Source organism: Affinibrenneria salicis, from assembly GCF_008710095.1.
In genome coordinates, this window is sequence record NZ_VYKJ01000006.1 from 163,060 (window position 1) to 183,451 (window position 20,392).

Annotated in this window: 17 protein-coding genes; 10 read left to right on the forward strand and 7 right to left on the reverse strand. The window is 56.1% G+C overall.

Features of this window, described 5'->3' with window-relative positions; translation table 11 throughout:
• Positions 1 to 494 precede the first annotated feature (494 nt).
• On the reverse strand, positions 495 to 1,592 hold the full coding sequence (locus tag FJU30_RS13465) for a DUF1615 domain-containing protein (RefSeq protein WP_150435486.1): 1,098 nt from the start codon (positions 1,590 to 1,592) through the stop codon (positions 495 to 497).
• Positions 1,593 to 2,038: 446 nt separating this feature from the next.
• On the opposite strand from FJU30_RS13465, the gene FJU30_RS13470 reads away from it, so the two are divergent.
• Genes FJU30_RS13470 through FJU30_RS13495 form a run of 6 tightly spaced genes read left to right on the forward strand, consistent with a single transcriptional unit; the run spans position 2,039 to position 7,639 of the window.
• Positions 2,039 to 3,415, forward strand: a complete 1,377-nt coding sequence (locus FJU30_RS13470; protein WP_150435487.1) for a glycoside hydrolase family 1 protein — start codon at positions 2,039 to 2,041, stop codon at positions 3,413 to 3,415.
• Positions 3,416 to 3,471: 56 nt separating this feature from the next.
• Complete coding sequence (locus FJU30_RS13475) at positions 3,472 to 4,797, forward strand: PTS sugar transporter subunit IIC (protein WP_150435488.1); 1,326 nt, start codon at positions 3,472 to 3,474, stop codon at positions 4,795 to 4,797.
• A gap of 43 nt (positions 4,798 to 4,840) precedes the next feature.
• Positions 4,841 to 5,560: a GntR family transcriptional regulator gene (locus FJU30_RS13480; RefSeq protein ID WP_150435489.1), complete on the forward strand. Its 720-nt coding sequence runs from the start codon at positions 4,841 to 4,843 to the stop codon at positions 5,558 to 5,560.
• 25 nt (positions 5,561 to 5,585) lie between these two features.
• Entirely contained in the window at positions 5,586 to 5,903 is a 318-nt protein-coding gene (locus tag FJU30_RS13485) for a PTS sugar transporter subunit IIB (RefSeq protein WP_150435490.1), read from the forward strand.
• A 13-nt stretch (positions 5,904 to 5,916) separates the two neighbouring features.
• A complete protein-coding gene (locus FJU30_RS13490; RefSeq protein WP_150435491.1) occupies positions 5,917 to 7,323 on the forward strand; it encodes a glycoside hydrolase family 1 protein in 1,407 nt (468 codons plus the stop codon).
• Complete coding sequence (locus FJU30_RS13495; RefSeq protein WP_150435492.1) at positions 7,307 to 7,639, forward strand: PTS lactose/cellobiose transporter subunit IIA; 333 nt, start codon at positions 7,307 to 7,309, stop codon at positions 7,637 to 7,639. The genes FJU30_RS13490 and FJU30_RS13495 overlap by 17 nt, the downstream gene beginning before the upstream one ends.
• Positions 7,640 to 7,777: 138 nt before the next feature.
• On the opposite strand, the gene FJU30_RS13500 is transcribed toward FJU30_RS13495, so the two are convergent.
• Genes FJU30_RS13500 through FJU30_RS13510 form a run of 3 tightly spaced genes read right to left on the reverse strand, consistent with a single transcriptional unit; the run spans position 7,778 to position 13,874 of the window.
• Entirely contained in the window at positions 7,778 to 11,518 is a 3,741-nt protein-coding gene (locus FJU30_RS13500) for a PAS domain S-box protein (protein WP_150435493.1), read from the reverse strand.
• Positions 11,519 to 11,523: 5 nt separating this feature from the next.
• Positions 11,524 to 11,901 carry a response regulator gene (locus FJU30_RS13505; RefSeq protein WP_150435494.1) on the reverse strand — a complete coding sequence of 126 codons (378 nt, stop codon included), beginning with the start codon at positions 11,899 to 11,901 and terminating at the stop codon, positions 11,524 to 11,526.
• Positions 11,901 to 13,874, reverse strand: coding sequence for a methyl-accepting chemotaxis protein (locus FJU30_RS13510; protein ID WP_150435495.1), 1,974 nt, complete (start codon positions 13,872 to 13,874; stop codon positions 11,901 to 11,903). Before FJU30_RS13510 ends, FJU30_RS13505 begins: the two co-directional genes overlap by 1 nt.
• 466 nt (positions 13,875 to 14,340) lie before the next feature.
• Between FJU30_RS13510 and FJU30_RS13515 the strand changes: the two genes are divergently transcribed.
• The 4 genes from FJU30_RS13515 (at position 14,341) to FJU30_RS13530 (ending at position 17,128) form a co-directional block, all read left to right on the forward strand.
• Entirely contained in the window at positions 14,341 to 15,285 is a 945-nt protein-coding gene (locus FJU30_RS13515; protein ID WP_150435496.1) for a DMT family transporter, read from the forward strand.
• 3 nt (positions 15,286 to 15,288) lie between these two features.
• Positions 15,289 to 15,975, forward strand: a complete 687-nt coding sequence (locus FJU30_RS13520; protein WP_150435497.1) for a type 1 glutamine amidotransferase domain-containing protein — start codon at positions 15,289 to 15,291, stop codon at positions 15,973 to 15,975.
• A gap of 28 nt (positions 15,976 to 16,003) precedes the next feature.
• A complete protein-coding gene (locus tag FJU30_RS13525; protein ID WP_150435498.1) occupies positions 16,004 to 16,729 on the forward strand; it encodes a cupin domain-containing protein in 726 nt (241 codons plus the stop codon).
• A gap of 135 nt (positions 16,730 to 16,864) precedes the next feature.
• Positions 16,865 to 17,128, forward strand: coding sequence for a tautomerase family protein (locus FJU30_RS13530; RefSeq protein WP_263406729.1), 264 nt, complete (start codon positions 16,865 to 16,867; stop codon positions 17,126 to 17,128).
• A gap of 7 nt (positions 17,129 to 17,135) precedes the next feature.
• Here the strand turns inward: FJU30_RS13530 and FJU30_RS13535 are convergent, their stop codons facing one another.
• The 3 genes from FJU30_RS13535 to FJU30_RS13545 form a co-directional block, all read right to left on the reverse strand.
• Complete coding sequence (locus FJU30_RS13535) at positions 17,136 to 18,095, reverse strand: LysR family transcriptional regulator (RefSeq protein ID WP_150435500.1); 960 nt, start codon at positions 18,093 to 18,095, stop codon at positions 17,136 to 17,138.
• A gap of 231 nt (positions 18,096 to 18,326) precedes the next feature.
• Complete coding sequence (locus FJU30_RS13540; RefSeq protein WP_150435623.1) at positions 18,327 to 19,118, reverse strand: nucleotidyltransferase domain-containing protein; 792 nt, start codon at positions 19,116 to 19,118, stop codon at positions 18,327 to 18,329.
• An 8-nt stretch (positions 19,119 to 19,126) separates the two neighbouring features.
• Positions 19,127 to 20,353, reverse strand: coding sequence for an RtcB family protein (locus FJU30_RS13545; RefSeq protein WP_150435501.1), 1,227 nt, complete (start codon positions 20,351 to 20,353; stop codon positions 19,127 to 19,129).
• Positions 20,354 to 20,392: the final 39 nt, after the last annotated feature.

A 20,392-nucleotide genomic window follows, 5' to 3' on the forward strand; every position in this document is an offset into this window, starting at 1 on the left:
GTTCATTATTGTCATCAGCGTCGTAAAGACTTCTATCGCACCAACGATTGATTTGCGACGAAAGGCGGAGCATGCGGTCAATGGATATACACATTTCATACTTCAGCCGCAGGTGCATTGGTTTTGTTACTCGTCCCGTCCATGGCGGGCGCCCTTGCGGGGGCGCCGCCAGCGGCGTGCAATGCTGCTTCCGGCAGCTCGCCCGGTTACCTGCTGCGCTAAGCTGCCGGAATTAATGAGAGACATCCTGTCTCTCATCGCAGGCCAGCCTTTGGCTGGATTCGTTGCCGACGAATTCGTCGCCGCCTTGCCGCAACTCGCATTATTTGGGATATATCTCTGAGGCGGAGTAATTTTAGCCGCGGGCAATGAAAATTGGCTTAAGCGAGATTTTGGTTTTCAGACTGAGGCCGCCGCAGGTGCTGTGGCGGCGCTATGGCCTATGATCAATCCGGCTATTTATCCCGGCGCGGCGGCGGGCATGGATGAACCGTTTATCCCCTCGACAGGCACTTTAGCCGCCGCTCGTCCACCCGCCTGGCAAACCATGCCGTAGTCAACTTGCGGGTGATTTTGGGGCTTTCCAGCGTGATGCCGGGCAGGATTTCGCGCGGCGTTTTTGCGCCGGCCGCGCGGTCCGCCAGTGCATAGAGGCGCTCATATAAGGCTGTTTTCTCAAATTCCGGCCGATCGCCTTTTTCCAGCGCCCGTCGGATCGCGCCGTCGCTCATGTCCAGCCGTTTGCCCAGCGAGCGTACCGCCAGTTCGGTCGCGCCCGGTTTGTCCGAGTCGTAGTTGATTAAATCGCCGTCCAGCGCCAGCGAGATGCCGCTCAGGCGGCTGACGGCGCGCTGAAACGCGGCGTTGCGGCTGGCGTACCAGCCGGCGTTGAAGTCGGCGAAGCGGTATATCGATTGCGGGTAGCTGGCCGGATAGTTCAGTAAATGCATGATGCCGAAATACATTCCTCCACGTCGGCTGAACACTTCACGGCGGATCGTGCCGTCGACCGGGTACGGATAGCCTTTGGCGTTGGCTTCGGCAAAGGAGATGCTTACCTGCATCGGCCCGCCGGTGTGCACCGGATTCAGGTCGCCGAACAGTCTTTGTCCCATCGGCACCATTTCGATGAAATCATCAAAAATGGCGCTCAGATCTTTTTCGCTGCGCACCTTGTCCAGTCGCTCGCTGTAACTCTTGCCGTCCGGGGATTTGACCAGCAGCGCGGTGCGGACCAGGAAAGCCGGGATATGCAGTTTGCCGGCGCGCCGGTCGATCTCCTGCCAGGCGATTTTTGATAATCCCGGTACCTGCGGATCGGCGCTGAAGGTGGATTCCTGTTCGGTGACGGCCAGTACCGCGCACAGGTTTTCATTGTCGGGCGTAATGTGTTGCGCGGCGAATGCGGCGGCAATGTCGGTCGCCCAACCCTGGCGATCGCTGACGTCGGCAGGCAACAGTTTCAACAGCTGCGCGCGGGTGTCCGCCGGGCGTTGTGTGGGCGTCTGCCGGTTTTCGCTGGCGCAGCCGGCCAGTATCAGCAGGGCGGACAGACACAGCGGGCGAAGCAGGGGAGCACGGATATTGGGCATGTTATCTCGGATCGATGGCGTACGGGCTGGCAAAACGTTAGCGCAGCCAGCGCCGATGGTCCAGTCTGGCGTTCGCCGTAAGGCGATGCGGATTCTATCGTCTGACCGCTGGCGCCAGTCGCCGCATCGCCATGTCAATATTTGCGATAAGCATCACATGCTAATAATTTCTCATGATATAGATTTTGACTTATCAACTACGCTTAGTTGATAAGTCATTAATCAACTCATGACTTTACATGGATATTTTATTTATATCATGAGGTTATGTTTTTTGGTTTAGAGCTTACGGCAGCGGGCAGGCGGGTTTTCTCACGTTCAGAGCGTTCAGCGCCGGGGAAAGGGCAACGCTATCGTCCCTGCGGCGCGCAGCGACAGGGGATGTAATCCTGCAGAAGTCGCCAGCGATGTTAATCGAATCCATCTGGTATCAGAAGGAGACAGCTATGCAGAAAACGCTATCTGAAGATTTTTTGTGGGGAAATTCCGTATCCAGTATGCAGACTGAAGGGGCGTGGAATATCGGCGGCAAGGGGCTGTCGGTCTACGATATTCGCCAGGCCAGCGAGTATGCCTCAGACTGGAAAGTGGCGACCGACTCATATCACCGCTATGAGGAAGACTTCGATCTGATGCAGGATCTGGGCATGAATTGCTATCGCTTCCAGATTGCATGGAGCCGGGTTTGTCCAACGGGCGACGGGGATTTTAACGATGAGGGCATTGCGTTTTATCACCAATTTATCGATGCGCTGCTTGCCCGCGGTATTGAGCCGATGATCTGCCTTTATCATTTTGATATGCCTTTGCATTTAGCCCAAAAATATAACGGCTTCGTTCACCGCGGCGTGATGGAGGCGTTTGTCCGCTATGGTATAAAAATGATCGACAGCTTTGGCGGCAAGGTTAAATACTGGCTTACCTTTAATGAGCAGAATCTTTACCATATTCCCGAAGCGTTTAAAATTTCCGGTTATTTGTCGGGGGAAAAGGCCGAGCGCGATCTGTATTATATCCAGCACCACGTTATGCTTGCCCACGCCCGACTGACTCAATATTTACATGACACGCAGAAATCCGCTCTGATGGGGGGAATGCTGGCGCATCAGCTGGTTTATCCGGCGACCTGCAAACCGCAAGATGTTCTGTGCGCTAATCAAATAGATGAGTTTTATAATCAAAATCTGTTAAAAGTGTTTGCCACCGGCAAGTATAGTTCTGAAGTTCTGTCCTATATGGAACATCATGATTTATTAACGGTTTTCGCTGCCGGCGATCTTGAACAGCTGGGACAGATTAACAGTGATTTTTTGGCCTTCAGCTACTACGCCAGCAAAACGATCAACAGCGATAAGATTCCATTAAATACGTCGATTAATTTTTATATGGAACATGGCGTTCAGGATAATCCGTTTTTAGAGGCGACGGAATGGAACTGGCAGATAGATCCCATTGGTTTTAGAAATGTGATCACCGATACCTATAATCGATACGGCCTGCCGGTTTTCCCGATAGAAAACGGCATTGGCGTTATTGAACAGTGGGATGGCGAACATGAAATTCAGGATGATTACCGTATCGATTATCATCGTTCTCATATTCAGGCGATGAAAGACGCCATCCTCATCGACGGCGCACATGTCATGGGTTATTTGGGCTGGGGGTTGATCGATATATTAAGCTCGCAGGGCGATATGCGTAAACGCTACGGCGTCGTGTACGTCAATCGTGAAAATCATGATTTGAAGGATTTACGCCGGGTCGCCAAAAAAAGTTACCACTGGTTAAAGAGAGCGCTGCATAGCAATGGGCAGGCGTTGTAATTATGCGTATTGAAATCTAGCCATGTTTGTGAATTGTTAGAGAGAAGGTATGTATTATGTCCAACATGAATACGAATCCGATCGCGCAATCTTTTATCGATAAATTCACTGATTTTTCCGTTAAGGTCGGCAATCAGATATATTTGCGTTCCTTGCGAGATGCCTTTGCCGCCATTATGCCGCTGTTTATTCTGGCCGGGCTGGCGGTGCTGATCAATAATGTTATTTTCCCGTGGGTGCTGTCGGGGAGTACGCTTGAGACGTTTAAAGTCTGGGGCGAGTTTATCATTAACGGCACGTTAAATATTGCCGGCTTATTGATTACGCCGATGATCGCCTACTATCTGTGCAGGAATAAAAATTTTAAGAACCCTATCGCCTCGGTACTGATTTCTTTGTCCAGCTTAGTGATTATGATGCCGCTGGATGTCAGCCTGATCCCGGAGGGCCAAACGCAATCGATCACTATTTCAAAAATACTGGTCTATTCCAATATCGGCACAACGGGTATTTTCGCCGGAATAATCATTGGGCTGTTATCGACCGCGCTATTTATCAAATTATCGGGCGTGAAAAAGTTTAATGTTAATCTGGGCGAAAATGTACCGCCGGCGGTTGGTCAGTCATTCGCCGTTTTGATCCCGACGATTATTACATTATCGGTTTTCGCCATGGTGGCGGGCGTTCTGCACAATTTGCTGCATACGGATCTGATCAATTTAATCTCTACCCTTGTGCAGCAGCCGCTGCGGCAAATTAATACCAGCCTGCCGGGCACCGTGTTCATCTACAGCTTCGGCAACTTTCTCTTTACGCTGGGTATCCATCAGTCGGTGATTAACGGTGTGATTTTAGAGCCTTTCCTCCTGATTAACACCAATGAAAATATGCTGGCGTTCGCCAATGGCCAACCGATACCGCATATCATTAATAATATTTTTGTGCCGACGTTTGGCATGATTGGCGGTACGGGCAGTACGATCTCGTTGCTGATCGCGATCTTTTTATTCGCGAAGCAAAAATCGGAAAAACAGGTTGCGCGTCTGTCCCTGTCCCCCGGACTGTTTAACATTAATGAACCGGTTATTTTTGGTTTCCCCATCGTCTTTAATATTCCGATGATGATTCCGTTTGTATTGTTGCCCGCCATCGGGATTTTGTTCGCGTATTTCTGCACATTCATCGGGCTGATGGGAAAATGCGTCGTGATGGTGCCCTGGACCACGCCGCCGGTGATCAGCGCTTATCTGGCTACGGCCGGCGACTGGCGAGCGGTGGTGGTCCAGCTGATCATCATTATATTCGGCGTTTTTTTCTACTTGCCTTTCCTGAAGATCAGTGAAAGGGTGGCGATGAGAAGCAGTCAGGAAAACCTGAGTTAAATCATAAGCAATATGGCAGGATTGATTAAAAGGAAGTCCGGATATGTCCCAGTCTAAATATATCGTCATTGCGCAGGAGATAAAAAAAAGAATCATATCGCAACAATATGATCTCGGGGAGCCGTTGCCCGATCAATTTAAACTGGCTGATGAGTTTCATACCAGCCGCATGACGATTCAGCGAGCGATTCAGCTGCTGATTATTGAAGGGATTCTCTATACCCGGCAAGGGCAGGGCACCTTTATTCGTAAAAATTTTTTGCAACTTTCGCAATGGGATTCGCCCGCTACCGATTATTTCGGCGCCACGAAAAAATGGGAAGGCGTTGGGGTGGTTACCAGCGAGATTATAAAATTCGATATCCGCTTCCCTTCCGAAAAGGAGCAGTCCTGCCTGCTGATTGGCGCGGATATGCCGATATACGATCTGATCAGGTTGCGCTTATTAAACGGCGAACCGGTATCTTTAGACTATACGCTGATGCCGCTGAGTTTAGTTCCGGGTTTAAATCGGGATATTTTACAAAAATCGATATTTAACTATGTGCAGCATGATCTGGGGCTGAAAATAATGGGTTCCTATCGCATCATCAGGGCGATGAAATCCGGCGAATATGAACAACGTTATCTGAACTGTCAGGCGGTTGATCCGGTGCTGGAGGTTGAACAGATTATCTATCTGGACGATGGCACGCCCCTGGAATATGCCCATTGTCGATATCGTTATGATCATGGGGGAATCATCGTGGTGAATAATGTGTAATAGACAACATTCGGGAGAATAGGCTATGTCACAGAAAACGATTATGTTGATTTGCAGTGCGGGCATGAGCACCAGTCTGTTGGTGAGCAAAATGCAGAAAGCCGCAGAAGAAAGGGGGCTGGCTCTTGATATTTTCGCCATCTCATCCGCCGCGTTTGAGGAAGAGATCGCCAGCAGAAAAATAGATGTGATTCTGCTGGGGCCGCAGGTCAAATATATGCGGCAACAGTTAGCGGAGCGCGTGTCCGGGGAAAACATCCCCGTGGATGTTATTCCGATGGTTGATTACGGCACCATGAATGGCGCAAAGGTATTGGATCTTGCTCTGACGCTGATGGCCTGAGCAGGGGATAATAATGAAATATCAATTTCCGCAGGGCTTCTGGTGGGGCAGCGCCAGCTCGGCGCCGCAAAGCGAGGGCGCCAGTATGGAGGACGGTAAAAGCGCCACCATTTGGGATCACTGGTTCGCCATTGAGCCCGCCCGTTTTCATCAGCGTATCGGGCCACGGGATACCTCCGGTTTTTACCGCCGCTGGCGCGAGGATATCGCATTGCTGCGGCGGCTGAATCACAATACGTTCCGCACCTCTATTTCCTGGGCGCGTCTTATCCCACAGGGGCGGGGCGAGGTCAACCCGCAGGCCGTCGCCTTTTATAACAACGTGATCGATGAATTGCTGGCGCAGGGCGTAACGCCGTTCATTAACCTTTTCCATTTCGATATGCCGCTGGCGATGCAGCAACTGGGCGGCTGGGAAAATCGCGCGGTCGTCGAGGCCTACGCGGCGTTCGCCGATGTCTGTTTCCAGCTGTTCGGCGACCGGGTGAAACACTGGTTTACCTTTAACGAGCCGATTGTGCCGGTGGAAGGCGGCTATCTGTATGATTTTCACTATCCGAACGTGGTGGATTTCAAACGCGCCGCCGTCGTCGCCTTTCACACCATGCTGGCCCACTCGCTGGCGGTGCGGCACTATCGCGCGCGTAATCAGGACGGCGAGATCGGCATTATCCTCAACCTGACGCCGTCTTATTCGCGATCCAGCGATCCTGACGATGTTGCTGCCGCACACCGGGCGGATCTGCTGTTCAACCGCAGTTTTCTCGATCCGGCGCTGCGCGGCCGTTACCCGCAAGAGCTGGTGCGGTTGCTGGGCGCATACGGCCAGTTGCCGACGTGCCGCGCGGGGGACGCCGCGCTGCTGAAAGAAGGCGTAGTGGATCTTTTAGGCATTAATTACTACCAGCCGCGGCGCATCAAAAGCCGGGAGAGCCCGGCGGATCCCGCCGACCTTTTCATGCCTGAGTGGTTTTTCAGCCCCTATGAGATGCCGGGGCGAAAAATGAATCCTTATCGCGGCTGGGAAATTTATGAGAAGGGGATTTACGACATCCTCACCAACCTGCGGGAAAACTACGCTAACCCACGCTGTTTTATCTCGGAAAACGGCATGGGGGTAGAGGATGAACAGCGTTTTGAGCAGCATGGGCAAATCCAGGATGACTACCGCATCGCGTTTATCCGTCAGCACCTGCAGTGGGTTCATCGCGGGATTCAGGAAGGCAGCCATTGTCTGGGTTACCACATGTGGACATTCATCGATAACTGGTCGTGGTGCAACGCTTACAAGAACCGTTATGGCTTTGTTCAACTGGATCGGGCCAGTCAGCGGCGCGCCATCAAGAAAAGCGGCGAGTGGTTTGCCGCCGTCGCCGCTGACAACGGTTTTGCGGAGGAAGACAATGACGGACGATCTTGAAAACACGGTGATGGAAATTATCGTCAATGCCGGGCAAACGAGAAGTTTATGTTTTGAAGCGTTGCAGGCGGCGCGCGACGGGGATTTCCCCCTGGCGCAGGCGCGTCTGCAGGAAGCGGATCAGTTTTCCCGCGTAGCGCACCGCGTACAGACCCGGCTGATAGAACAGGACGCGGGTGAAGGTAAAACGCCGATGACGCTGATCATGGTGCATGCGCAGGATCATCTGATGAACGCCATTCTGGCGCGCGAGTTAACCGGCGAAATGCTGGCGCTGTATCAACGGCTGCATGCCGTCGTGCCGCGCCAGGCGTAGCGCGTCTGATCATCGGGCGGCTGATGAACGAATAAAGCCGCGTGCCGCCCGGCGCGCTGTTTGCTATCGATCGCGCTGGCCGGTTCAGTCCGGCCATCCAGCCGATCCTGCGAGCTCCCCGTCCTGATGCCGGCGCCGTTAGCGCGGCGTCCGGCGCTCAAGTTGGGCGCGTAACTCCTGCAGCGCGGCGAGCGCGGCCTCGGTATCGAAGAGGCCCATCGCGGAGGAGAGCGCCTGCAGACCGGGTAGGCCGGCGTGGCGCGCCTGCAGCGCGTCGAACAGATCCAGCGCGCTCATGTCGCTGGCCTGCAGCGCCGCCGCCAGCTGCGCCAGATCCGCCGTCAGCGAGGCATGCTTTGCGTCGGCCGCTTCCCCTTCCGCCAGGAGAGTCGGCTGCGCGCCATCGGCCTCGCTGTGCCGGCGTAGCCACGCCTGCTGCGCCGCCAGCGCCTCGTCCAGTTCGGCGGGCAACGCTGCCGCCGGCGTTTCGCCGTTTGCGCAGCGTTGTTCGATGTCGGCGCAGGCCGCGGCCAGCCGCTGCGCGCCGGTAGTGGCGGCGGTGCTCTTAAGCTGGTGCGCGGCATCGCGCGCGTCAGCCGATCGTCCCTCCGCCAGCGCAAGAACGATGCTCTGCGCCAGATGCCGGGCCGCGGGGGCGAAGTCGCGCAGCAGCTGCGCATAGAAGGTTCGATCCTGCCCCAGGCGCAGCAGGGCGTTTGCGGCATCCAGCACCAACGGCTCGCCGGCGGGCGGGCGCGGCGTCGGAAGCACATCACCGCTTGCGCGCCCGGTGTGGCGCAGGATGATATCGACCAGTTCTTCCAGATGGAAGGGCTTGCCGATATGGCCGTTCATGCCCGCTTCCAGGCAGGCTTCCCGGTCCGTTTGCATGGCGTTGGCGGTCATGGCGATGATCGGCAACGGGTCGAAACGCGGCTCGCTGCGGATCGCCAGGGTGGCCTGCAGGCCGTCCATAACCGGCATCTGCATATCCATCAACACCAGATCGTAGGCGTCCGGCGCGGCGTCCAGCGCCTGAATGCCTTGCAGACCGTTGCTGACCACACTCACCCGCGCGCCTTCGTGCGCCAGCAGTCTGATCACCACTTCCTGATTGATTTCGTTGTCTTCCACCAGCAGCAGCCGGATACCCGCCAGCCTGCACTGTTGCCCCGGCGCGTCGGACTGCTGCTGCGGGTTGCGTCCCTGGATGGCGTGCCTGATCATGGAGAACGTCAGCGGTTTGCACAGCGTCGGCAGGCCGTTGCGCGGCGGTATCGGACGCGACGAGATCAACAAAATAACGGGCGGCGCAGGCTCGGCGCGCAGCCGCGCCAGCAGCCGCGGGTAGTCGTGCTCATCCACGCTCAGCAGCGCCAGCGTCGGCGCCGGCTCCGCATCCAGCGCCGCCAGCGCGCAGGCCACGTCTTTGCAGGCCTCGACTCGCCAGCCGCCGCGTTTCTCCAGCAGTTCGCCGATGACCGTGCGGGATACCGGGTGCGTTTCCAGCAGCAGCGCCCGTTCCCCGGCCTGGGCCAGCGGCGGCAGACCTTTGTTTTCCGGCTGTAGCCAGATCTGGAACCAGAAACGGCTGCCGCGTCCCACTTCGCTCTGCACCTGCAGCCGGCCGCCCATCAGCTCCACCAGCCGGTGGCTGATGGCCAGCCCCAGCCCGGAGCCGCCGTAGCGGCGCGAAATAGAGGCTTCCGCCTGGCTGAAACCGGTGAAAATGTGTTCGATGGCGTCTTCGCTGATGCCGATGCCGGTATCCTGCACCGCAAACTCCAGCAGCGCTCCTCGTTCGTCACGTTGCAGCTGGCGCAATTGCACCCGCACTTCGCCTCTGGCGGTGAATTTCACCGCGTTGCCGCCCAGGTTGATCAGGATCTGCTGGAGCCGCAGCGCGTCCCCCAGCAACTGCGGCGGCACGGCGGGGTCCACTTCATACACCAGCTCGAGCCGCTTGCTGCCCAGGGTGCCGGACAAAATAGTGGAAACATCCGCCAGCAGCGTATCCAGCCTGAACGGCTCGGTATCCAGCAGCATCATGCCCGCTTCCACCTTCGAGAAGTCGAGGATGTCGTTGAGGATGCCCAGCAGCGAGCGCGCCGCGCCCTCCATCTTGCGCAACAGATCGCGCTGTTCGTCGCTGATGCCGGTATGTTCGATCAATTGCATCATGCCCATGATGGCATTCATCGGCGTGCGGATTTCGTGGCTCATGTTGGCGAGGAAACGACTCTTGCTGCGCGAGGCGGCGTCGGCGTCGTCCAGCGCCTGGTGCAGGTCGGTGATGTCGATCCAGAACAGCACGCGCATGCCGTCCGAGGTAGTGACGCCGATGCGTTTGATCCAGCGCCCGCTGCTGGTTTTCACCTGCTGGTGGAAGGTCGGCTGGCGCCACAGCGTGCGCCAGCCCTCAATGCCGTCGACGCCCTCGTGGATACCGGCATTGACTTCCAGCTGCAGCACATCCTCGGCGGCGATACCCGGCTGTATCAGGTGGCCCTGAGCGCCGAACATATTCTGGTAGCGGTCGTTGGACAGGACCAGCTTCTCATCGGCGTCATATAGCGCGAACGCCTCATCCAGCGCATCAATGGCCGAACGCAGCACGCGCTCGCTGGATTCGACGCGCAGCCGCGCTTCCACCTGGGCGCTGACGTCCTGCACGGCGCCCACCAGCCGGTACAGTTTGCCGTGCAGATACTCCACCTCTCCGCTCAGGTTGACCCAGATGGCGCGTCCGTCCGGCAGCCTGAGCTGTACTTCCTGACTGTAGGGGTCGCCGCTCGCCATAGTGTGGCGCACCATGGCGCGGCAGGCGGCCCACTGCTGCGGCATCATGCGTTGCATCAGGGTGTTCAAACTGTCCAGACTCATCGTGTTGTCGGCCAGACCCACAAGGTTGCGCGTTCCGCCGGTGAGGTACAGCACCTCGCTTTCCGGCGTATAGTACCAGCCGCCGACGCCGGCGATCTTGCCGGTGCGTTCCTGCATGTCGAGACTCAGTTTCAGCGTGGTGATGTCGGTGCGGATCGACATGTACTTCACCGGACGGCCGCTTTCGCCCAGCATCGGCGCGATAACGCTGTCCAGCCAGTAGAGCGAGCCATCTCTGGTGCGGTTGCAGATCTCGCCGTGCCAGATGCCGCCGCGCGCGATGGTGCTCCACATCTCGCGCCAGAACGTTTTGTCGTGAATGCCGGAACTGAACATGCTGTGGCGGCGTCCGATCAGCTCATCGTTGCGGTAGCCGCTGATTTCCAGGAAACGCTTGTTGACCTTCGTGATACGACCCTGCAGATCGGTTTCGGTGACGATGGCGTAGTGGTCGAGAATATCCAGCACCGCCTGGCGATCGCGCAGCGCCAGCTGGGTCATTTTGCGTTCGCGGCGCTGCTGGTCGATATCCACCTGCACCACCAGATAACCGGTGAACGACGGGGCGGACAGGTACGAAAAGAGACCGCGCGCCAGCCTGTGCAGGGGGTGCAGCTCCACGATCATGCAGCGTTCCGCGCCGCTGGTCAGTCGAAACATCAGGTCTACGCGCAGTTCGCGCCGTTCCGCCAGCGCGTTTTCGATGGCGGCCACCGGCGTGCCGTCCGCCACCCGTTCGCGCAGAAAGCGAAACCAGTTGCGTTCCACCAACTGCTCGCTGCTAAAACCGGTGATCTCGCTGTAGGCCGGGTTGACCCACACCACCTTGCCGTCCGGCCGCAGCAGGCAGGCGGCGTCGCTATGCAGCCGCATCATGCCGACTACCTGGCTTATGCCGCTCCAGTCGCGGCGACGGGTAATACAGCGGTACGACAGCGTCAGCAGCAGTATGACCGCCAGCGTCGTCGCCGCTCCCCACCAGAAGGCCGTCGTCATACCTTTCAGCCTCTGGCCAGCTGCGCCAGCCCTTCCCGCAGCGCCGTCAGCGAGAGCGGTTTTTCCAGAAAACCGTTGGCGCCGAGGGCGATAAAATGGCGCCGCGTCTCCTCGCCGCCGTGGCCGGAGACCATCAGTACCGGCAGACGCCGCGCGCCGGCTTGCTGTTCCTGCGCCCTTAGCGTACGCAGCGTCTCGTCGCCGCTCAGGGTGGGCATACTGATGTCCAGCAACATCAGATCGAAGCGCTGTTGTTGCGTTAGCTGTAACGCCTTTTCGCCATCCGTCGCCAGCGCCCCGGAGTGGCCCAGATCGCGTAATAATCGGGCGGCGATGCGCAGATTCAGCACATCGTCATCGACGACCAGCACGCGCAGCGCCATCAGCCGTTACCCTCCAGCGCGCGAATCGCCTGGGTCAGTTGCTGGCCGATATCATACAGCGGCTGATTGTTGGCCAGTTTTTGCTCCGCCTCTGTCATTTTCTTTCTGTTGATCAGATCCGCCACCGCATCCACCTCGGCGTGGAATGCCCGGTGCGCCGTCTCCAGCGCGTCGTAGGCCGGCGTGCCGCCCAGCCGCGACTTGCCGGGGCCATGCAGCCAGGCGCTCAATGGGCAGTTGTCGTCGTGTCCGGTTTTCGGCTGCAGCGTTAGCTTACGGTTAATGGCGTTGCGCAACCTGACGCGCCACTGCTGGTGGCTGGCGATGGCATGTTCAAAGTCGATACGGCCATCCGCGCTGACGAGATCGGTTTTTTGCGTCTGGCGCAGTTCGCCGGCGTCCACTTCCGCCAGCGTGGTATCGCGATCGGTAAGACGGAATACGCGGATGGTGTTGTGCACCAGCGCCACCTGGCGGTTGAGAGCGTTGGCCGCCATCGCCAGATCGTCCACCATGGTGGCGTTTTGCTGAGTGATGGTATCCAGGCTGGAGACTTCGCCGTTTACCTGACCGACGCCGAGGGATTGCTCGCGCGCGGCGGTATTGATCTGATCCAGCATGCCGCTCACCTGGCTTACCGCGTCGGTGACTTCCTGCATCCGGGCCAGCGCGTCGGCGGCGCGCTGGCCGCCTTCGTCCACCCGTGTTCCCGACTCTTCGATCAGGCTGCGAACCTCTTTGGCCGCGCCGGCGGTACGCTGCGCCAGCGACTGGACTTCAGACGCCACCACCGCGAAGCCTTTGCCCTGTTCGCCGGCGCGCGCCGCTTCCACCGCCGCGTTCAGCGCCAGAATATTGGTCTGGAAGGCGACGCCTTCGATCACCTGGATGATGTCCTGAATGCGCTGCGACGATTCGGCGATGGCCTGTATAGTGCGCACCACGCCCTGCACCGCGTCGTTGCCGCGCAGTACCGTCTCGGCGGTGAGTCGGGCGTGCCGGGCGCCGTCATTGGCTAACTGGGTGGTCTGCTGGACGGTGCTGTAGATCTGCTCCATGGCGGCGGCGGTCTGTTCCAGACTGCCGGACTGAGATTCGGTGCGTCTGGCCATGTCTTTGTTGCCGTTGGCGATCTCCTGGGTGCTGCCCAGCAGGTTGGCCACTTCGTGGCGCACATCGCGCACCACGGTGCGCACGGAGACATTGAGCTGCGCCAGCGCCAACTGGATCTGGGCGATTTCGCCGCGTCCGGTTACCGGTACGAAGCGGGTCAGATCGCCGCCGGCCATCAGGTTGGCGACCGCCACCACCTGACGCAGCGGCGCCACAGTTTGACGCATCAGCCACCAGGCGGACAGTATCGCGCAGCCGGCCGCCGACGTCGCGACGGCCCATAACGGCGCATGACAGGCCTGCGCCAGCAGCGGGCCGCCGGCCGCCAGCACGCTCATGCCTACGATATGACTGCGTAGCCCTACGTTGAGACAGCTGGCCAGCCTGCCCGTCAGCGTGCGGCGCACCAGCTGGCCGCGGTGCAGGACGTGGCGCCTGCGCCCCTGTTCTTTCTCCTTGCGCATGATGGCGTAGAGGCGTTCTGCGGCGGCAATTTCTTCATCCGGCGCCCGCGAGCGCACCGACAGGAAACCGACGGTGCGTTCGCCATCGCGCACCGGCGTCACGTTGGCGCGTACCCAGTAGTAGTCGCCGTTCTTGCGGCGGTTTTTCACGAGCGCGGTCCAGGGCAGACCCGCCTTGATGGTGGCCCACATATCGCGGAAGGTTTCCTGCGGCATATCGGGGTGGCGGACGATGTTGTGCGGCTGGCCCAGCAGTTCTTCGCTGCTGAAACCGCTGACCTGGATAAAGTTGGCGTTGCAGTAGGTAATACTGCCAGTCAGATCGGTAATGGAGATAAGGGTTTGATCGCCTGGAAAAGCATAGACGCTCTGGGTTACGGGTAAATTTTCTCGCATGCTAAAGGTCTGCCGTCTCGCAACTGATGCTAATGGTAACTCTATCGGAAGTTGCCGGCCGAACTTTAACAAAATTAACATTTTCATTAAGTCAGGCCCCTCAGACCGCCGTTCGCCGGTCCGTTTGCGGATACAGAATATTCTGATATATTCCTGCCCGGCCGCTCTGGCGCTCGCCAGCGAAGAGGCTATATTGGGTCGTCGGGACAGCCTATTTCCTCTTTCGTCGCCGCGGAATTTTCGCTTCTCAATATTCGTCTGACCGGCGCAATAGCGGCGTGTGGCGCGGAGATCGAGCCTGCCGGCGTACCGCGATCCGCCTCGCGAATGGCGCCAGTCAGGACGCTATGTTTTCCTCATCGGTAATTACATTTGGTAATAACTGTAATTACCGTACCTGTAGTGACAATGTTCAAAAAAAAGAGATAAATATTAAAATTATTTTTATCTCGTCAGGACAGATGTTATGAGCAAAGAGCAATCAGGGAAAACGATGGCCGTTATTTATTTACTTATAACCGTGTTTGCATGGGGAATTATGTATCCTTCCTCCAAACATGCGGTTTCGTCGGGCATTGATGGCTATTATCTTACGTTAATCCGGTACGGACTGGGGACCATCCTGGTTTCTCTTATTTTATTAACGGTTGAAGGGAAGGGCAGTTACCGGCTGGAAGGGCACGGGTTTAAACTGTGGCTGTTTGGCACTATTGGTTTCGCCGGGCTTAATTTTCTGACTTTTATTGGCGTAACCTTTTCTTCGGCGGAACACGCAACAATTATTCTGGCGCTGATGCCGATGCTGTCTATTTTGATTAGTTCGCTGGTGGAAAAAATGAAGCCAGATTTAAAAACGATTATTTGTTCAATTTTTGCCTTTATCGGTATTGTTATCGTTATTACCAAAGGGGATTTTCATAGTTTAAGCGCGTCCGCCAGCTTTATCGGCGATCTGCTATTGCTGGCGGCTACAATCTGCTGGGTTATTTATACTTATTTCGCGAAAACGCTGAATCACTGGAGCGCATTAAGAGTCACGGCTCTGAGTTCCGCACTTGGCACGATGAGTATTATTGTTATTACCGTCCTGGCCACCCTGTTTCATTTCGCCCACCCGCCTGCGATGGCGGTTTTGCACAATACCTGGTTAGATATTTTTATTCTGGTGGCAACCACCGCGGTCATTATTACCTGGAATGCGGGAATTAAAGGCCTGGGCGCCGTGAACGGGATCCTGTTCGTCAACCTGGTTCCGGTGGTGACGTTTATTGTGGGCATTTATCAGGGCCACGCTATTTCTCATATCGAGATTGTCGGCGCGCTGATTACGATAGTTGCATTGGTAGTGAATAATATTCTCGGAAGAAGAAAAACAGAGATTGATTTAACACGTGCGGTCAAGGAGGAGTAAAGAGTGAAAAGTGTATTATTTTTGGTGACTTCCGTTTGCAAAATTGAAGAAATAAATCGACAGACAGGTTTTTATCTTGATGAGTTGGCCATCCCGCTGAAAGCCGTGGTAGATAAAGGGTGGAAGGCGACGATCGCCTCCGTGCGCGGCGGGGAGCCGCCGATCGAATACCGCACGCTGCGGCCGAAAAGCATCCGAACCGAGGCGCAGCAGTGGCTGCTGGATAGCGACGAGTATCTGAAGAAATTAAGGGAAAGCGTCGCCATCAGCGAGATTGATCCGCGTGACTATGACGCGATATTTATGCCGGGCGGGCACGGCGTGATGTGGGATTTCCGTCAGACTCCCGCTATTGGCCGGCTGGTTTCTCAGTTTTATGACGCGGGCAAGGCGGTGGGCGCCATCTGCCACGGCCCGGCGGGTCTGCTGGCCGCCGTATCGGCAAAGAGCGGCAGACCTGTTTGTGAAGGGAAAAAAGTCACCTGTTTCACTAATGAAGAAGAAGAGAAGGTCGGCATGACTTCCGTTGTCCCCTTTTTAGTCGAGGATGAATTAAAGAAACAGGGCGCTATTTTTGTTAAGGGCGAGAAAAGGACTCCGCATTGTGTCGCTGATGGAAATATTATTACTGGTCAAAACCCAGAGTCTTCGCCATTAATCGCTGCGGCGCTGGTCGATTTCCTTTCGTAGAAGACTTTTAATTAATGAGGGTTAATGTATGTCATATTTTTATGAAGCTAAAGAAAAGGACCTTCTTTTTCTTGAAAAGGCGCTTTCCCTATATAAGCTACCGTCTGAGAATATCACGTCCGATACTTATCTGAACTATCTGATCAAGAAACCGTGGGGGTACGAATACCGTATCTATGCCGATAATCTGTACGACGCATGGAAATTATCGATCGATCCCGGCGGCTCCACCTCCATGCATTGTCATCCCAAGAAAGATACCGCGCTGCTTTGTCTGAAAGGGAGCGGGATTACCCATTTTATTAATGGTGAAGTGGTTAATCTGCAGGAAGGCGATAAGATATATATCAAACGCGGCGTATTTCATTCCACATCGGCCGGCGAGCACGGCATTCATCTGATTGAGATAGAAAATCCGCGTGATAAATTCGATCTTATTCGACTGGAAGATAACTACGGCCGCAAGAATCAGGGCTATGAGACGGACGCTTCGGCGGATATTGAGATTAGTGATCTTGTGCAGCATCAGGATTATATGTTGCGCGACAAAGATGCTTCGGATAGCTTTTTATTCGTCGTCGGCCATGCGGAAAACAGACGCAATCTATTAAAAAATGGTTATCGGGTGCTGTTCTCCGTCGTGATTGACGTTCAGCAGCATATCCTCGGGGGGATCCACGTTCTGGAGGAATGGGAAATGTGCGCTATGCGTTTCCCGGATAAAAAGTGCTTATTTATCGCCTCCAAATTTTGAACCTGTGGTGAAACTATGCCATTAATTGAATCGTTTTTAAGTAATAAGTACTCAGCGCAACAGAAGAACATTATCGCCCGCGATGTCTATGACTGTTTGAGAGACGTCCTGAATGTGAAAGCGGGCGCAAAGTTCGTGTATTTTAAAACTTTTAGTGATGACGATATGTTTGTGCCGGATGAACTGTTCGGCATTAAGTATAGTCGCAATCTTGTTCTGTTAAGGATAACGTTAAATAAAGGAAGGAGCCAGACAGATAAAAAAAAGCTGTATGAAAAACTTTCCGTCACGCTGGCCGCGCATCTGGGCATCGCGCCGGGCGATGTATTGGTCTGTCTGATGGAGAACGTGGCGGAAAACTGGTCATTCGGCGAGGGGAGGATGCCGTTCCTCGAGTAACGGCGCATCACGCTTCCGCCTGTAATTTTTGATAAAAGAAATCAGTGAAGGCTTTTACCTTCACTGATTTTCTTTTTGAGCCGGAGTACAGGAACGAGAACTTCCAGGCATCTTCGACCTTAAAATTTTGCAGTACTTCAACCAGACTGCCGTTGTTCAACGCGTCCTGCACCGAGAAATCGAACAGCTGTACGATACCGCCGTCATTCAGGGCGAAATCGCGAGCCGAGCTGATGTTGTCGAATATCCGCACCTGCGATTCCGTTTTTATCCATGCCGGAATGTCTCCGTTCATAATCAGCCACGGGAAGCTGCGGTTTTCTTCGCTGGTGCTGAAATTAATGCATTTGTGTTTTTTCAGATCGTCCAGCGTATTCACCGCGCCATTCTTTGCCAGATAGGCCGGGCTCGCATACAAGCCCGAGGAAACGACGCATAGCGTTTTTTCCACCAGGAAACCGTCCAGTTGGGTATTGGATCGGATCAGCCGGATTGAGATATCGAACATCTCGCTGATGAAGTCGACGTTGCGGCTGGTGACGTGGAGATCGATTTTGATTAATGGGTATTTATCGCAAAACTCGGGCAGGTAGGGGATGATTTTATAATTGGCGAACATTTCCGGCACGCTTATCTTTATTCGCCCGACCGGCGCGTTAATTTTAGACTTGATGGCCAGTTCGCTCTCTTTTAGCAGCTCAATAATCTCTGAACATTTTTCGTAATAATCTCTGCCATCCTGCGTAAGGCCGGTACGCCGCGTGTTGCGCAGAAATAAACGGAAGCCGAGCCGTTCTTCCAGCCGCTTTATCGAACGACTGACCGCCGCCGGCGTAATCCCCAGATCCTCGGCTGCGGTGGAGAAGTTTTCGCTTTTCGCCGTGGCGCAGAATATTTCCAGACTGGCAATATGCATGGCATCCAGACGTTTATTTATCTCCAGACCTAACATTTTGTCTTTTTTCATTATTTTTATTGTCCCTGTCGTTATCTCGTCAGGAAATTCATTTTCCTGAAACCGCGCAATCCAGACGTTACGCAGCCGGCCCGCGCCCCTGAGGGAGTATTTACGGTCGCCGACTGAAACCTGATGATTATAGTATATCTCAGCGTCGGGCCGCTGGCCCGGCGCCTGACAGGCCACCGACGTCAGCGGCCCGCCGGCGAGCCGATAGTTGAGCAAACCCGCGCCCGACCTTTACGCCATCACGGTGCGATAGAGCAACGCGTCGAGGCGCGCCTCGTCGGCCGCCTGATTGGCGGCTAAGGTCGGCTGCGCGGCCGCCTGCTCCAGCTGTTGCGAGATAAAGGCGTGGATGGGGGCAGAACGCGCGCCGTACTCCGCCTCTCCCACCCGCCGTTTTATCGCCAGCAGCCGTTCGATTTCATCAAGCAGACGCGGGTCGCTGACCGTCGCGGCCACCAGTCGATCAAAACTCATCGGCGGCATGCCTTTCCCGGCGTCTATCCAGCGCACCGCCAGCAGCGGGCGCAGCACATAAAAGTACTTTTTCAGCCGTACTTCCTCGCCCTGCAGGTAGCCGCGAAAATTTTTGCGCGCCATCGACAGGTAGTGATGGCGGGCGCGCTGCGGCGAAAACCATGCCGGCACCTGGGCGCGCAGCGCATCCAGCGTTGCGTCATCCTGCCGATAGACGACGGGCGAATCGAGCCATTCGATCAGCGTCGGGTTGGCCCGCTTCAGCAGACCCAGCGCCTTGCGCCACTCCCAGCCGCAGACATCCAGCTCGCTGTCTATCGGCAGCTCGATGACATCCCGTCGCGGCTCAACGGTCAGATACCACTCGGGGGGATGCACATAGAGAAAACGCACGTCATAATCGCTGTCGGGCGAAGCGAAACCCCAGCCGCGGCTGCCCGATTCGCAGGCGTAAAGTATGCGTACGTTGTAGCGTTCCTCCACCTCGCGCAGCGTTCGCCGCACGCGGTCGTACATCCCGGGCGCCAGCGCGGCAAATTCTTTGTTCATCATGATCCTTATCCTTTTACACACACCACCTGATGCAGGGTATGCACGATTTCCACCAGCGAAGACTGCGCGCTCATCACCGCATCAATGTCTTTATAGGCCATAGGGATTTCGTCGATGACCTCGCTGTCTTTACGGCACTCCACGTGCGCGGTGGCGCGAATGTGGTCGCTCACGGTAAAGCGTTTTTTCGCCTCGGTCCGGCTCATGACGCGTCCGGCGCCGTGGCTGCAGGAGCAGAAGCTCTCTTCGTTGCCTAAGCCGCGCACGATAAAACTTTTCGCCCCCATCGAACCGGGGATAATGCCCATCTGGCCGCGCTGCGCTGAAACCGCGCCTTTACGCGTGACCAGCACCGCTTCGCCAAAATGCTGCTCGCGCTGCACATAGTTATGGTGGCAGTTTACCGCCTCCTGATGGGTGGCGAACGGTTTAGGGATCGCCCGGGATAGCGCGCTCAGTACGTGCTGCATCATCACTTCACGGTTGAGTCGGGCAAACTCCTGCGCCCAGCCCACCGCCTCCATGTAATCGTCGAAATGGCGGCTGCCTTCGGCGAAGTAAGCCAGCTGGCGGTCGGGCAGATTCGCGATGTGCTGCTGCATATCCTGTTGCGCCAGGGTGATAAACAGCGAGCCGATGGCGTTGCCCACGCCGCGCGACCCGCTGTGCAGCATCACCCAGACGCGCTGCGCTTCATCCAGACAAACCTCGATAAAGTGATTGCCGGTGCCCAGGGTGCCCAGATGCTGATGGTTGTTGGTTTTCAGCAACTGAGGGTATTTATCCGTAATGCGTTTAAACCCCGGCGCCAGCGCCGCCCAGTGCGCGTCCACCGACGCCGGCGGATTTTCCCACGCCCCTTTATCCCTTTTCGAACGCGTGGAGGTGCGTCCGTGCGGCACAGCCTGCTCAATGGCGCTGCGGATCCCCGTCAGGTTATCCGGCAGATCCGCCGCGTTCAGCGAGGTGCGCACCGCAATCATGCCGCAGCCAATATCCACGCCGACGGCGGCGGGAATAATCGCGCCGCGCGTCGGGATCACGCTGCCGATGGTGGAGCCTTTACCGACGTGCACATCCGGCATCACCGCCAGATGGCGGAAGATAAACGGCATTTTGGCCGTGTTCAGCAATTGGTCGCGCGCCTTCTCATCGACCGGAACGCCATGGGTCCACATTTTTACCGGCGCGCTATTGTTCTGCGCGATCAGTTGATAATCCGTTTTTTCCATTTTTTTCTCCTGGTGTGTTTCGCGTTACCTGCTGTATAG